Below are 13,678 nucleotides of genomic sequence, written 5' to 3' on the forward strand. Positions count from 1 at the left end.
TGTACCGACGTTACTTTATTAAACGTGAAATTCAACTCCGTTGTGTGTCTGGTTGATGATGCCGTGAGTTGCAACGCTCCGACAGTAGAAGAGATGATATGTCGAACAACGATTTAGTCACCGTGAACAACCTCACTTTTTCACGGGGAGAGCGCAAGATCTTTGATGGTATTGATCTGCATGTTCCTGAGGGCAAAGTGACGGCCATTATGGGACCATCGGGAATAGGTAAAACTACACTGCTGCGTTTAATTGGTGGTCAGTTGTATCCCGAGCAAGGAGAGATCTGGTTTGATGGCGACAATATTCCCTCTCTCTCGCGTAAAAAACTCTACCATGCTCGAAAGAAAATGAGCATGTTGTTTCAATCAGGAGCTTTATTCACTGATTTGAATGTCTTTGATAACGTCGCCTTCCCATTGCGAGAGCATACGAATTTATCTGAAGAGCTGATTCGTACCATGGTGTTGCTTAAGCTTGAAGCCGTCGGTCTACGCGGCGCGGCACAATTGATGCCGAGCGAACTATCGGGTGGCATGGCTAGACGCGCTGCGTTGGCGCGTGCGATCGCCCTGGATCCTGATTTAATCATGTATGATGAACCATTTGTCGGACAAGACCCAATCACCATGGGTGTCTTGGTTGAGCTCATTAGTAATCTAAATCAAGCGTTAGGTTTAACTTCTATAGTCGTTTCTCACGACGTGCCTGAAGTGATGAGTATTGCCGATTGGGTTTATCTGATGGCCGATGGCAAAATTATCGCTTTTGGCACACCAGAAGAGCTTAATCAGAATCCTGACCCTCGCGTTCAGCAGTTCTTACAAGGTGATGCAGATGGTCCTGTACCGTTTCGCTTTCCTTCTCAAAGTATCGAAAAGGACTTATTTGATGGTCGATAACTTTATGCATTTTGTCGCCTCACTAGGTAGACGAACGCTCTCCATCTGCGGAGCATTTGGTCGTGCGACTTTCATGCTGATTGGGGCACTGTTTACTAAGCCACAACCGCTCAAAAGCTTTCCTCTGCTCGTTAAACAACTTTATTCCGTAGGCGTCCAGTCTCTGGCGATTATCGTCGTATCTGGGTTGTTCATTGGTATGGTCTTGAGCCTACAAGGTTATGTTGTGCTGGTGGATTACGGCGCAGAGGGCAGTTTGGGGCAAATGGTGGCGCTCTCATTGCTACGAGAATTAGGGCCCGTTGTCACTGCACTTCTGTTTGCTGGTCGTGCAGGCTCTGCGTTAACTGCAGAGATAGGTTTGATGAAAGCGACGGAGCAACTTTCTAGCCTTGAAATGATGGCGGTAGATCCGCTGAAAAGAGTGATCGCGCCACGTTTTTGGGCTGGTGTTATTTCAATGCCATTACTGGCTATGATTTTCATGGCAGTGGGTATTTGGGGCGCTCAGCTTGTTGGTGTTGACTGGAAAGGTGTTGACCATGGCAGTTTTTGGTCAGCGATGCAGTCCTCAGTTGAACTAGGACAGGATATTGGTAACAGTATGATCAAATGCTTTGCGTTTGCAATTACGGTTACTTGGGTCGCTCTATTTAACGGTTATGATGCTATTCCAACTTCGGAAGGGATCAGCCGAGCAACTACGCGCACTGTTGTGCATTCTTCTTTAGCAGTACTAGGACTAGACTTTGTACTGACCGCATTGATGTTTGGGAATTAATCATGCAACAAACACGTAAAACTGAATTATGGGTTGGCAGCTTTGTATTAGCGGGAATTTGCGCGATTCTTGTGATGATTTTTCAAGTTGCTGACGTAAAAAGCATTGGCTCTGGTGATACTTACACCCTCAAAGCTGAGTTCGATAATATTGGTAGTTTAAAAGTTCGCTCGCCAGTAAAAGTGGGTGGGGTTGTGATTGGCCGGGTAAGCAATATTTCGCTTAACCCAGATAACTTATTACCTGTTGTAACTCTATCGATCAATAGCAAATACAATCAATTCCCAGAAACGTCGAGCGTACAAATTTTGACGTCTGGCTTGATTGGTGAGCAATACATTGGTTTAGTACCAGGCTTTGTTTTTGACGATGAAGTCATGCTGGTCGATGGCGATACCATCGAAGACACCAAATCAGCGCTCGTGCTTGAAGACTTAATTGGTCAAGTGCTTTACAGCGTAGGTGGTTCAGACGATTCAAGTAAGGAATAACTATGTTAGCGAGATTATTACTTTCAGTTTGTGCTGTGTTTAGCGCGTTTGGTACAAGTGCAGCAGAAGTGGATAAAACTGAACCTTATAAGATGATGAAGCAAGTGGCTGAAGTCACGTTCGAAAGACTAAAAGCCGAGCAGCCGAAAATCAAACAAGACCCAGATTTACTCAAGGTGATTGTTGAAGAAGAGCTAATGCCTTACGTCAACTACCGCTATGCTGGGTTAAAGCTCCTAGGTCCAAACCTAAAAGGAGCGAAACGTGAAGACGTACTTGAGTTTATCGATGCATTTCGCGCGTATTTAATTGCTTCATATGCCCAAGTGCTAACGCAATACAGTGACCAGAAAATTGAATTTGGTCCTGAGCCTAGTATTGATGACTCTAAGCGTATCACCAGCATTAAAGTTGATATCATCGATACGCCGCGTCCAAACATCAAGCTAGAGTTCAAATTGCGTAAAGACAACAAATCTGGTGAGTGGGAAGCGTTCGATATGATTGCGGAAGGCATCAGTTTACTCTCTAGCAAACAGTCAGAATGGAATAGCAAAATTCGTCAAGAAGGCATTTTATCTGTCGCGAAAGATCTAGAAAAATTAGCTGCGGAGCCGGTTCGCTTTGAGGCGAAGAAATAATGGCCCAGACTCCCGCTCAGTGGCAATTAGATCAAAACATTCTTAAGCTAACAGGGGCACTTGATAGAGATACAGTGCCCTCATTGTGGGCGTATGCTCAGCAATGGCAACCAGCTCAAGCTGAGCTGGAATGCTCGTTAAAAGAGATAGAGCGCGTCGACTCTGCAGGAATGGTGATGTTAATCCACTTATTAGAGCATGCAAAAAAGCAAAACTGTCATATAATGCTCAGTTTCGTGCCGGCGCAACTGCGCACTTTGTTTCAACTGAGCAATGTTGAATCTTTAGTGGCCAAACACATACAGAATTATCAGGGGTAAATTGTGGATAGCGCAAAAGTACAACAGTTATTAGAAGAAGCACTAAACCTTCAAGAAGTGCATGTAAAAGGTGAAGGTAGCCACTATGAGGTGGTTGCTGTTGATGCTTGTTTCGATGGAATGAGCCGCGTTAAGAAGCAGCAGTTAATTTATGGTCCTCTGATGGAATACATCCAGCGTAACGACATTCACGCATTATCAATTAAATCGTTCACACCAGAAGAGTGGGCTCGTGATAAGAAACTGATGTCGCTTTAAGGTTTATTGATGGAAAAGTTTCGAGTTATTGGGTCAGATAAACCACTCGTTGGTGAAGTGACCATTTCCGGTGCAAAAAACGCAGCACTGCCGATTTTATTTGCGTCTATCTTGGCGGAAGAGCCTGTAGAAGTGGCAAACGTGCCACACCTTCGTGATATCGATACAACCATGGAACTGCTTAAGCGTTTAGGCGCGAAAGTAAGCCGTAATGGTTCTGTTCACGTCGATCCAAGTAGCATTACTGAATACTGCGCACCGTATGATTTGGTGAAAACCATGCGTGCTTCTATTTGGGCTTTGGGTCCGCTCGTAGCGCGATTTGGTCAAGGTCAGGTTTCTCTACCTGGCGGTTGTGCTATCGGTGCTCGTCCTGTTGATCTGCATATTTCTGGCCTAGAGCAGCTTGGCGCAACGATTACGCTTGAAGATGGTTACGTTAAAGCTGAGGTTGATGGTCGTCTAAAAGGTGCGCACATCGTGATGGATAAAGTCAGCGTAGGCGCGACGATCACCATCATGTGTGCTGCAGCACTTGCTGAAGGCACTACAACGCTAGACAACGCGGCGCGTGAACCTGAAATTGTAGATACAGCGGATTTCCTAAATAAGCTTGGTGCAAAAATTTCTGGTGCAGGTACAGATACGATCACGATTGAAGGTGTTGAGCACCTAGGTGGTTGTAAACACAACGTGGTTGCCGACCGTATTGAGACGGGAACATTCCTTGTCGCTGCTGCGGTATCTGGCGGTAAAGTAGTATGTCGTAACACTAACGCTCATTTGCTTGAAGCGGTTTTAGCCAAGCTAGAAGAAGCTGGCGCGCTTGTCGAAACGGGTGAAGATTGGATTTCAGTTGATATGACTGATCGCGAGCTGAAAGCAGTGAGTGTACGTACAGCGCCGCATCCAGGCTTCCCGACCGATATGCAAGCGCAATTTACGCTACTAAACATGATGGCGAAAGGCGGCGGCGTGATCACTGAGACTATCTTTGAAAACCGCTTTATGCACGTACCAGAACTCATGCGTATGGGCGCGAAAGCCGAGATTGAAGGCAACACCGTTATCTGTGGTGATGTTGAGTCATTAAGTGGTGCGCAAGTCATGGCAACTGACCTACGAGCTTCGGCTAGTTTGGTAATTGCGGGCTGTATTGCTAAAGGCGAAACCATCGTTGACCGTATTTACCATATCGACCGCGGTTACGACAAAATCGAAAATAAACTGGCTGCACTTGGCGCAAATATTGAGCGAGTGAGCGAGGCAAGTTAAACTGCACCGCAGGTAACTTGGATATCAAGAGAGCCGAAACCTGAGTTTCGGCTTTTTTATATCACTCTCATGACCATAGTTATCCTTTATGGAAAGAGAGAAATTAATAGCTGTATCTGGCAAAAGCCGGTTCCTGGAGAACAAGAATGATTGCACTGTTACGTGTATTTGCTGTCGCTATCTTTGCGATTGTTATGTTTATTGGTGGTTGTGGTTACTGCCTGTTAAGCCCCCGAAACCCTAAACACGTTTTCACTTTTGGCCGCTTGTTTGCCAAGATGTCTCGTGTGTTTGGGATTAAGTTAGAGTTGCGTATCCCTGAAGATGCGTATTCACGCGGCCAACATGTTTACATTGCTAACCACCAGAACAATTGGGACATGTTTACTGTTTCTGCGGCTGTGACTCCGAAAGTTGTGACAGTAGGTAAAAAGAGCTTGGCTTGGATGCCACTGTTTGGTCAGCTTTACTGGCTTACGGGTAACATTCTGATTGACCGAGCGAATCGCTCTAAAGCAAAAGGTACTATCGATCAGGTCGTGAGCAGCATGAAAGAAAGTGATGTTTCGGTGTGGATGTTCCCAGAAGGCACGCGTTCTCGTGGGCGTGGTTTGCTGCCATTCAAAACAGGTGCTTTTCATGCGGCAATTGGTGCAGGTGTGCCAATCATTCCTATCGTATGTAGCTCGACGAATAAAATTAAGCTGAACCGTTGGAACAATGGTCATGTGATTGTTGAAATGCTACCTCCAATCAGCACTGAAGGCTATGGTAAAGAGGGCATTCGCGAGCTAGCAAATATCTGTCGTGAACAGATGAAAGAGAAGCTTGAATCGTTAGATGAAGAAGTCAAACAGCGTAATGCCGCTTAAGTTTTGCTGCGATATCATCACGAAAAGACAATAAAAAACGGGTAGCCTGAGCTACCCGTTTTTTATTGTTTGTCAGCAAGTGCAATTATTTGCGAACTGCAATTGCTTCAATCTCGATACCAACATCTTTCGGTAGGCGAGCGACTTCTACACAAGAACGTGCAGGGTAGTTTGCTACGCCGTGCTCATCAAAGAACTTGCCGTAAACATCGTTCACCGTGCCAAAGTCGTTTAGGTCTTTAACAAAAACCGTTAGCTTCACGATATCTGACACTTTAAGGCCTGAAGATTCAACCACAGCCTTTACGTTTTCTAGAGACTGACGAGCTTGCTCTGCGATATCAGCAGACACTTCACCTGTCGCTGGGTTTACTGGGATTTGGCCTGAAGTAAGAACCATGTTACCTAGATCTACGCCTTGAACGTAAGGACCGATTGCTGCTGGTGCAGATTCAGTGTGAAGTACTTTCGTCATTTGATTTTTCCATCAGTTGTAGGGAATAAAGATTCTCAGTTTGCCTCTAAACCCGTGGTAGGTAAAGAGTAAAATACCCCGGCATTGCGGGGTATTTTAAACGTATCACGCCTAGTCGTACGGTGTGTTTATCGTTCGGTTACGATCTCACGTGAGAACACTTTCTCGCAGTACTTACACTTTAGGCGGATTTCTTGTTTCTTTTCGAATACGCTAAAGCTGCTTTCTACTGGTTCATTGTGAGAAATACAGTTTGAATTCGGGCATTCAAATACATCATTGATGCGCTCAGGAAGCTCTAACGCGAGCTTTTTCACCACTTCATAATTCTCGATTTGATTCACGGTCGCGTGAGGAGCATACAACGCTAGCTTGCTCGCTTGCTCTTCATTAATAAACACATTTTCTATTTTCAGTAGATCTTTATGACCGAGTGCCGATGATGGCAAGTTCAGACCAATCGTAACGCGCTGTGATGAATTGTGCATATCGAACAGTCTTAATACTTTGATGCCGATTTGCGCAGGGATGTGGTCGATGACTGTGCCATTTTTGATTGCTTCTACCTGCAATTGAGTTTCTTTAGCCATGGGTTTTCTCCTCGATTACAGTGTTTCGTTTAGAACAAGCGCCAACAGTGCTTGGCGAGCGTATACGCCATTTTGAGCTTGCTGGAAGAAGTAAGCATGAGGTGTTTTATCAACATCGGTTGTGATTTCATCCACGCGAGGGAGGGGGTGGAGTACTTTTAGATTTTCGCGCGCCCCTTCGAGTAATGCCGCTGTCAAAATATACGCCGATTTAATGTGCGCGTACTCCGATTCATCAAAGCGTTCTTTCTGTACGCGCGTCATGTACAGAATATCCAGTTCAGGAATCACACTCTCCATGTCTGTGTGCAGGCTATATTGAATGCCTGCTTCGTCTAGCTCTTCGCAGATGTAATCTGGCATTGCCAATGCTTCTGGTGCAACAAAGAAGAAGCGGATGTTATTAAACTTCGCTAATGCTTGAGTCAGAGAGTGCACCGTGCGGCCATATTTTAGGTCACCGACGAACGCGACGTTCAAGTTGTCTAGACGACCTTGTGTTTCCGCGATGGTGTATAGGTCGAGTAGCGTTTGAGTTGGGTGTTGGTTTGCACCGTCACCAGCGTTGATCACTGGCACGCCATTTGAGAATTCAGAGGCCAAGCGAGCGGCGCCTTCTTGTGGATGGCGCATCACAAAGGCATCGACGTAAGAAGAGATGACCTGTACTGAATCTGCGAGTGTTTCGCCTTTTTTCGCCAGAGAGGTATTACCATCATTATCAAAGCCAATCACGTCACCACCAATGCGTTGAATCGCCGTTTCAAACGACAAGCGAGTACGCGTTGATGGTTCAAAGAAACAACTGGCAACGACTTTGTTTTTAATCAGTTCTGGTCGAGGTGCTTTTTTAAGGCTGCCTGCTGTTTCTACGATAAGTTCCAGCTCTTCACGTGAAAGCTCTGGAATAGAGATGATGTGCTTCTGGTAAAGCGAGTTCGCCATGATCTTCTTCCCTATAACATTGATGACTACATCCAAATTGCCGAAAGGAATTTTGGACATAAAAAAACCTCCCCAAATGGGGAGGTTTTAAAATTCAATAGAATTAACGAAAATAACACCACGTAAGCGTAGTCGCTTAGCTAGAGCAAATCGCGTTTTCATGTCGGCAATTAGCTTGGTCATTTCTTAATCCTCAGACAAATTGCCGAGCATTATACGCTTAACTTTCGTGAGCGCAAGCGATTACATCATGGTTTTTAGCAGCTGTTTTGGCTTGTTAGTTTAGCTTCCTAATGTTGCTACCATCACGGCTTTGATGGTGTGCATACGGTTTTCAGCTTCGTCGAATACGATGGAGTATTCTGACTCAAATACCTCTTCTGTTACTTCAAGGCCTTTCATGCCGTATTTTTCAGCGACTTCTTTGCCAACGGTAGTTTCATCATTGTGGAAAGCCGGAAGACAGTGCATAAATTTCACATGTGGATTACCCGTTTGTTTAATCACTTCCATATTGATTTGATATGGTGTCATTAAAGCCACACGTTCATCCCATGCCTCAGCGGATTCACCCATAGATACCCAAACATCGGTATAAAGGAAGTCACAACCCTTCACGCCTTCCTCCACGCTTTCAGTTAATGTGATTTTTGCACCAGTTTGCTGCGCGATAGTTTGGCAAGTTGCCACCAGATCTTCTTCAGGCCAGAACGCTTTTGGCGCGACAAGGCGAATATCCATGCCCATTTTAGCGGCACCCACCATGAGCGAGTTGCCCATATTGTTGCGTGCATCGCCTAGGTAAGCGAAGGTCATTTCATGCAGCTGCTTACCGCGTCCGTGCTCTTGCATGGTCAGGAAGTCAGCAAGGATTTGGGTTGGGTGGAACTCATCAGTCAAACCATTCCACACTGGAACACCAGCATAAGTGCCAAGCTCTTCAACAATGGATTGGCCAAAACCGCGGTATTCGATGCCATCATACATGCGGCCAAGTACGCGCGCGGTGTCTTTCATTGATTCTTTATGGCCAATCTGAGAACCAGAAGGGCCGATGTAAGAGACTTGAGCGCCTTGATCAAAAGCAGCGACTTCAAACGCACATCGGGTACGAGTCGAAGATTTCTCAAAGATGAGTGCAATGTTTTTACCTTGAAGTGTCTTCTGCTCTGTTCCTGCATATTTTGCTTTTTTTAGCTCTGCAGACAGTTCGAGCAAGAACTGGATTTCTTTGGTTGAGAAATCCAATAGCTTCAAAAAGTTGCGGTTACGTAAATTGAAAGCCATAGCTCGTCCCTTAGTACGTGTGATTGAATTAATAGAATGCATTAAAACATATAAATGCTTTATTTGTGAATAATTATTTTTATGTAAAACTAAAAAAGGTTGATGCATTCACATCAACCTTAGTTTTTATTCATTTAATGTAAAAGGACGAATTGGTTATATATCGTCTCGCTCTATCGGACAGCTCATGCAGCGGGCGCCACCACGGCCACGGCCAAGCTCGTTACCTGGGACTGTCAGTACTTTGATACCAGCTTTGTCGTATTTTTCGTTGGTGTATACATTGCGTTCGTAACCAATCACAACGCCCGGTTTTACGGTAAGAACGTTATTGGCGTCATTCCATTGTTCGCGTTCCGCTTCATAGCTGTCGCCACCAGTGGTGATGATTTTCAGCTGATCTAAGCCAAGAGCAGATTCAATCGCATGCAGGTAGTTATGAGATGCTTCAACATGCATTTCACCATTGCCTTTTGGTGTTAAGCGCCATGTGTCGAGATCTTTGCGCATGATCTCTGGGTAAACAGAGAACGTGTCCACATCCATATGGGTCATCACGGTGTCTAAATGCATGCATGAACGGTGTTTAGGCAGATCAATCGCAATCACTTCGGTTGCTTGTCCTGCCTTAAACAGGCTCGCTGCAAGGTTTTCTACACCTTGCGCGGTCGTGCGCTCAGACATACCGATCAGAACTGCACCTTTACCAATAACCAACACATCACCGCCTTCGACATTCGCATTATCATAATGCAGATCATCATCACCGAAGTATTTGATAAAGTCTTGGCCAGCAAAAATTGGGTGCCAACGATAAATCGCACGTAAGTGGTTTGTTTCACGTTGGCGTGCAGGCATCATCATTGGGTTGAGCGATACACCACCATAAACCCAGCATGAGGTATCACGCGTAAATAGGTGGTTAGGTAGTGGCTCAATAACAAAATCCAGCGGACGCTTCATTTTTGGCAGCATAGAAGATGAGGTGATCGGCAGCTCTGAGTAAGCTAAGCCACCTAAAAAGATGCTGGCAAGGTGTTCATCATCCATTTCTGAAAAATATTGGCGTAGGTCTCGCGCAAAGGTTGGCCCGTAACGAAAGTCAGAAATCTGAGTATCTAGCAGCCACTGTTTTGCTTCTGGAACGGCGAGAGTTTCGACCAGTAAATCGTGGAGGAGAAGCACTTCTACATCTTGATCGCGTAGCGTGCGTGCGAACGCATCGTGTTCTTCACCGGCCGCTTCTACAGCAAGAACATCATCAAACAGTAACTCATGACAGTTTGATGGAGTTAAGTGGGTTAGGGCGCGCTCTGGGCGATTTAATAGAACTCGTCGAAGTTGACCAACTTCTGATCCAACGTACAGCTTGCTCATTTTGTATCCTTACAAATTTTCCAGCCGTTAGTTATGACAAGCTTCCTAGAAAGATGCAAATCACTACGCTTTGCCTATATTCTGAGTTTTTATTATTTTTTAGATTTTAGTTTTGGATGTTTTGCTGATTAAGTCTTGGTTTGGGTTTAAATTCTATTTTGTGAAATGTGGAGAGCGTGCGTTTTTATTCTAATTTTCCCGTTGAGAAAGAATACATGCATAGTGCATAAAACGTGCATCTTTATTCTCAATTATGCATTATTAAAGTGAATTTATTCGTTATGCTTCTTCGTTTTACACGTGAGTGTATTCAAGAAAGCGCCATAAACACGCACAGAAAGAGAAAATAACCGCATTAAGTGTCAGTTAGGATGTTCTGAATATTAAAAAATGCCATTTTTTGTTAATTTTTTGTTTCTTTGCGTGGTCGGTTTAATATTTATATTCAAATAACCGATAAGAATCGCGGTGGTATGATGTTTGTTTGTGGCTTTTCATCGCAATCCATGCCATATTTCACCGGATCAGCATACTCAGTATCGGGTATAGTGTTTCTATCAAGTAACTAATCTGGAGCCAAAACATGTCTCACGAAGATGAATATCTATCAGTAGAAGAATTAATTGAGATTCAAAAGGAAGAGACTCGCGATATCATTGCAGCATTGCTAGAAGATGGCAGCGATCCAGATTCGCTATACGAAATCGAGCACCACCTGTTTGCAGAAGATTTTGACACGCTAGAAAAAGCGGTAGTTGAAGCATTCAAGATGGGCTTTGAAGTGCTTGAAGCGGAAGAAACTGAAGATGAAGATGGCAACAAGTTGCTTTGCTGTGACGCAACCATGGAATCAGCATTAGACGCAGAAGCCATTGATGCGCAAGTTGAAAAACTGATTCACTTGGCAGAAAAATACGACATCATCTATGACGGTTGGGGTACGTACTACGAAGGCGAAGATGCGCTTTACCCTGAAGAAGATGAAGACGACGAGTAATCAAAGCTCACTTATTTTAGAAAAACCAGCGTTTAACGCTGGTTTTTTTATACCTTGAAAATGGCATCCAACAACAGATGAATGTGGAGGTGATAAATAATTCACATTGAGTTTATAGGGGATTTCTCCCTATAATGCGTGAAAATTGATCTAGCGCAAGGTGTATATGCAACTCTCACTCGCCGGTTTATGGCAAGTCTCTCCACTGACGGACCTCTCGATTCCACAGGATGACATCACTTTTCCCGCCCCTTTAAGTCTGGTCCTGCCTGATGAATTGACGGAGGAAGCGATCCGTCAACAAGAATGGCACCTGATGCATGACATTGAAGTGGATGAGGCGATGATGGCATTTCCTGCAGTGGAAATGGTAATGGGTGGTGTTGATTACCATGCGGAGGTACGTTTGAACGGCGTGGCTGTGTTTGATTGTGATGGCTCGCAAAGTGTGTATAAGAAAGACATTCGCCCATACATGCAAATGGGGCGTAATCGCTTTGAGATATTGTTCCTAGATGAAGAAGAAGATCTTTTATTCGATGAGGATAGGCCAGAACTGTGCCCGCTTTCTGAACATCAATATAAGAAAAGTGATGAGCGACTGGGCGTGTGGCAAGAACCGTACTTGCAGTTTATTCGCAACGTGCGTTTAGATCGCGTGGCAACCGAGCAGATTTGGCACCATGGTGGCGGGTGTGAATTTAAGGTCGATTTGTATTACCAGACATTTGCACCAGGGCTAGTGTCAGCAGCGGTAAAGTTTAATGGCATGACTTACCATATCCCAATTGACGTTCGTGCAGATCACGCCAGCGCACTCTTTCAGATTGAAGCGCCAAAGTATGCTGATCTTAATGACCCTGATCCAAATGATCTCTATCAGTTGTCTGTTGAATTGGATGGGCAACGCCAAAACTTCACTGTTGCATTGAGCCAGGAGCTTTGCGTTACCCATGTTGTGCTTTAACGTCTGATAATATTTTTTATTACAGTACCTTAAGCATTACGACTTCACATGCATCATGCCCTGTTTGTCCAAGCGGGGCATCGAGATGCTCAAAGCCTAGCTTTTCATACAAGCCTACCGCCTCTCTTAGACATTCGGTCGTTTCTAAATAGCACTGCTGATACCCAAACTGTTTCGCCAGTTGTAAGCTCAATGCGACGATGCGTTTGGCTAAACCGTGTCCTCGTGTTTGAGGTAAGAAGTACATCTTTTGCAGCTCACACACATTTGGCTCACCAGCTAAAGGGGCAAAGCCACCGCCACCAACGATCTCTCCGCGATGTTCAATGACCCAATAGGCGGCGCCGCATTGATTGTAAACCGAATACATATCATCAAGCGTTGGATCGGCCACACCATAACCTTTGTCTGCGGTTAAGCCGTATTCAGCAGAGACTTTACGAATTACGTCTGCCACTTGCGGGTTGTCTGCTTTTGTAAGAGGTCGAAGAACGTATTCCTCTGCCTGACATACTTTTATCAGCCCTTTTAGGTAAGTCTCTAAACCAAGTTTGAGTTGTTCTTGCTCACAGTCATCAAGTTGTGTAAGCAACTGCTCAAAAAAGCTGTTTTGCTGTTGGTCTAGTTGCGATAACGCCTGCTGTCCTTGAATTGTGAGCACTACGAGTTGGCTTCGTTTATCTTTCGGGTTTTCGATGCTCTCAACCAAACCTAATTTAATCAAACCAGTAATGGTGCGGCTTGCATTGGACTTGTCGACACTAAGCTGCTGCGCCAGTTGGTTGATGGTCAATGGCTGCAATTGGATTTCACCTAATGCGTGCGCTTGTACCGGGGTAAGAGCGACATCGCCGCATTGTTTATCGAGCATACCAAGCAATCGGACGGCTTGACGGGAGTAGTGTCGGAGTTGACGAGCGTTCATTATCACTTACCTCTAAAAATAAAGCTGCGCACCGCAATTAAATTAATTGCGGTGCGCAACTTTGTCAATGATAAATGTCATTTGGCTCGTTAGGAGACGTAGTGAGCCTCCATGTTTAAGCGTGGTGATGTAAACAAAACTGCGGTGCTGGAGTTTTTGCTGATGATTTACGCATCCATACTTTCTCGTGGAAGTAGTAAGCCACCGTATTCAAACTCGGCTCTAGCATCGCCATTACGCCGCCGACAAATGCATCACCTGTTAGTAAGTAAACCACGGTAAAAGCGACGCTGAAGTGCACGGTCGCAAAGCTTGCGGTTTTTAATTTGGTCATCCACTGACGAGCTTTAAGTGCTGGGACTTTTGCCCATGCCTTTTCATGAAAGTAGAAGGCTACGGTGTTCACTGAAGGCTCAATCATGGCAATTAAACTACCAATTAAAATGTCGCCTGTGAGTACGTAAGCGACACTAAATGCGATAGTAAAATGCAGTGCTGCGAAAGTTAGTGTCTTTTTCATGATAATTACTCAATCGTGTTTGTTTCGATGAGTTTATTATCGATAATAATTCTCA

At 44.8% G+C, this 13,678-nt stretch carries 18 protein-coding genes; 10 read left to right on the plus strand and 8 right to left on the minus strand.

The features are described from left to right. Positions 1-98 precede the first annotated feature (98 nt). The 8 genes from mlaF (at position 99) to OO778_RS02165 (ending at position 5,540) form a co-directional block, all read left to right on the plus strand. Entirely contained in the window at positions 99-902 is an 804-nt protein-coding gene (gene mlaF, locus OO778_RS02130) for a phospholipid ABC transporter ATP-binding protein MlaF (RefSeq protein ID WP_005396235.1), read from the plus strand. Beyond that, positions 892-1,683: a lipid asymmetry maintenance ABC transporter permease subunit MlaE gene (gene mlaE, locus OO778_RS02135; RefSeq protein ID WP_074191855.1), complete on the plus strand. Its 792-nt coding sequence runs from the start codon at positions 892-894 to the stop codon at positions 1,681-1,683. Before mlaF ends, mlaE begins: the two co-directional genes overlap by 11 nt. Before the next feature lie 2 nt (positions 1,684-1,685). Further along, complete coding sequence (mlaD, locus tag OO778_RS02140; protein ID WP_012841383.1) at positions 1,686-2,174, plus strand: outer membrane lipid asymmetry maintenance protein MlaD; 489 nt, start codon at positions 1,686-1,688, stop codon at positions 2,172-2,174. Between the two features lie 2 nt (positions 2,175-2,176). Next, on the plus strand, positions 2,177-2,815 hold the full coding sequence (gene mlaC / locus OO778_RS02145) for a phospholipid-binding protein MlaC (RefSeq protein ID WP_006742355.1): 639 nt from the start codon (positions 2,177-2,179) through the stop codon (positions 2,813-2,815). Further along, positions 2,815-3,135: a lipid asymmetry maintenance protein MlaB gene (locus tag OO778_RS02150; protein ID WP_005396231.1), complete on the plus strand. Its 321-nt coding sequence runs from the start codon at positions 2,815-2,817 to the stop codon at positions 3,133-3,135. The genes mlaC and OO778_RS02150 overlap by 1 nt, the downstream gene beginning before the upstream one ends. Positions 3,136-3,138: 3 nt before the next feature. Further along, positions 3,139-3,393 carry a BolA family iron metabolism protein IbaG gene (ibaG, locus tag OO778_RS02155; RefSeq protein ID WP_264910651.1) on the plus strand — a complete coding sequence of 85 codons (255 nt, stop codon included), beginning with the start codon at positions 3,139-3,141 and terminating at the stop codon, positions 3,391-3,393. A 9-nt stretch (positions 3,394-3,402) separates the two neighbouring features. Next, complete coding sequence (gene murA / locus OO778_RS02160; protein WP_074191856.1) at positions 3,403-4,668, plus strand: UDP-N-acetylglucosamine 1-carboxyvinyltransferase; 1,266 nt, start codon at positions 3,403-3,405, stop codon at positions 4,666-4,668. Between the two features lie 146 nt (positions 4,669-4,814). Further along, entirely contained in the window at positions 4,815-5,540 is a 726-nt protein-coding gene (locus OO778_RS02165) for a 1-acylglycerol-3-phosphate O-acyltransferase (RefSeq protein ID WP_005381088.1), read from the plus strand. A gap of 85 nt (positions 5,541-5,625) precedes the next feature. On the opposite strand, the gene OO778_RS02170 is transcribed toward OO778_RS02165, so the two are convergent. The 6 genes from OO778_RS02170 to arcA form a co-directional block, all read right to left on the minus strand. Further along, positions 5,626-6,015, minus strand: a complete 390-nt coding sequence (locus OO778_RS02170; protein WP_074191857.1) for a RidA family protein — start codon at positions 6,013-6,015, stop codon at positions 5,626-5,628. Positions 6,016-6,143: 128 nt separating this feature from the next. After that, the gene (gene pyrI / locus OO778_RS02175) at positions 6,144-6,605 is read right to left on the minus strand and encodes an aspartate carbamoyltransferase regulatory subunit (RefSeq protein WP_005381086.1); all 462 of its coding nucleotides are present in this window, start codon (positions 6,603-6,605) and stop codon (positions 6,144-6,146) included. Positions 6,606-6,620: 15 nt separating this feature from the next. After that, on the minus strand, positions 6,621-7,550 hold the full coding sequence (pyrB, locus tag OO778_RS02180) for an aspartate carbamoyltransferase (RefSeq protein WP_005397473.1): 930 nt from the start codon (positions 7,548-7,550) through the stop codon (positions 6,621-6,623). Positions 7,551-7,637: 87 nt separating this feature from the next. Next, positions 7,638-7,733, minus strand: coding sequence for a hypothetical protein (locus tag OO778_RS02185; RefSeq protein ID WP_031780631.1), 96 nt, complete (start codon positions 7,731-7,733; stop codon positions 7,638-7,640). Positions 7,734-7,832: 99 nt separating this feature from the next. Further along, a complete protein-coding gene (locus tag OO778_RS02190) occupies positions 7,833-8,837 on the minus strand; it encodes an ornithine carbamoyltransferase (protein WP_047009140.1) in 1,005 nt (334 codons plus the stop codon). Positions 8,838-8,993: 156 nt separating this feature from the next. Further along, positions 8,994-10,214 carry an arginine deiminase gene (gene arcA / locus OO778_RS02195; protein WP_006742359.1) on the minus strand — a complete coding sequence of 407 codons (1,221 nt, stop codon included), beginning with the start codon at positions 10,212-10,214 and terminating at the stop codon, positions 8,994-8,996. A gap of 583 nt (positions 10,215-10,797) precedes the next feature. Here arcA and rraB point away from each other — a divergent pair. Both rraB and OO778_RS02205 read left to right on the plus strand, forming a co-directional pair. After that, the gene (gene rraB, locus OO778_RS02200) at positions 10,798-11,211 is read left to right on the plus strand and encodes a ribonuclease E inhibitor RraB (protein WP_005381081.1); all 414 of its coding nucleotides are present in this window, start codon (positions 10,798-10,800) and stop codon (positions 11,209-11,211) included. A gap of 166 nt (positions 11,212-11,377) precedes the next feature. After that, on the plus strand, positions 11,378-12,178 hold the full coding sequence (locus OO778_RS02205; RefSeq protein ID WP_264910652.1) for a hypothetical protein: 801 nt from the start codon (positions 11,378-11,380) through the stop codon (positions 12,176-12,178). Positions 12,179-12,197: 19 nt separating this feature from the next. On the opposite strand, the gene OO778_RS02210 is transcribed toward OO778_RS02205, so the two are convergent. Both OO778_RS02210 and OO778_RS02215 read right to left on the minus strand, forming a co-directional pair. Next, a complete protein-coding gene (locus tag OO778_RS02210) occupies positions 12,198-13,103 on the minus strand; it encodes a bifunctional helix-turn-helix transcriptional regulator/GNAT family N-acetyltransferase (protein ID WP_104969824.1) in 906 nt (301 codons plus the stop codon). 115 nt (positions 13,104-13,218) lie between these two features. Beyond that, entirely contained in the window at positions 13,219-13,623 is a 405-nt protein-coding gene (locus tag OO778_RS02215) for a DUF2061 domain-containing protein (protein WP_005397464.1), read from the minus strand. Positions 13,624-13,678 lie beyond the last annotated feature (55 nt).

The sequence above is a fragment of the Vibrio sp. STUT-A16 genome (assembly GCF_026000495.1).
Lineage (GTDB): Bacteria > Pseudomonadota > Gammaproteobacteria > Enterobacterales > Vibrionaceae > Vibrio > Vibrio diabolicus.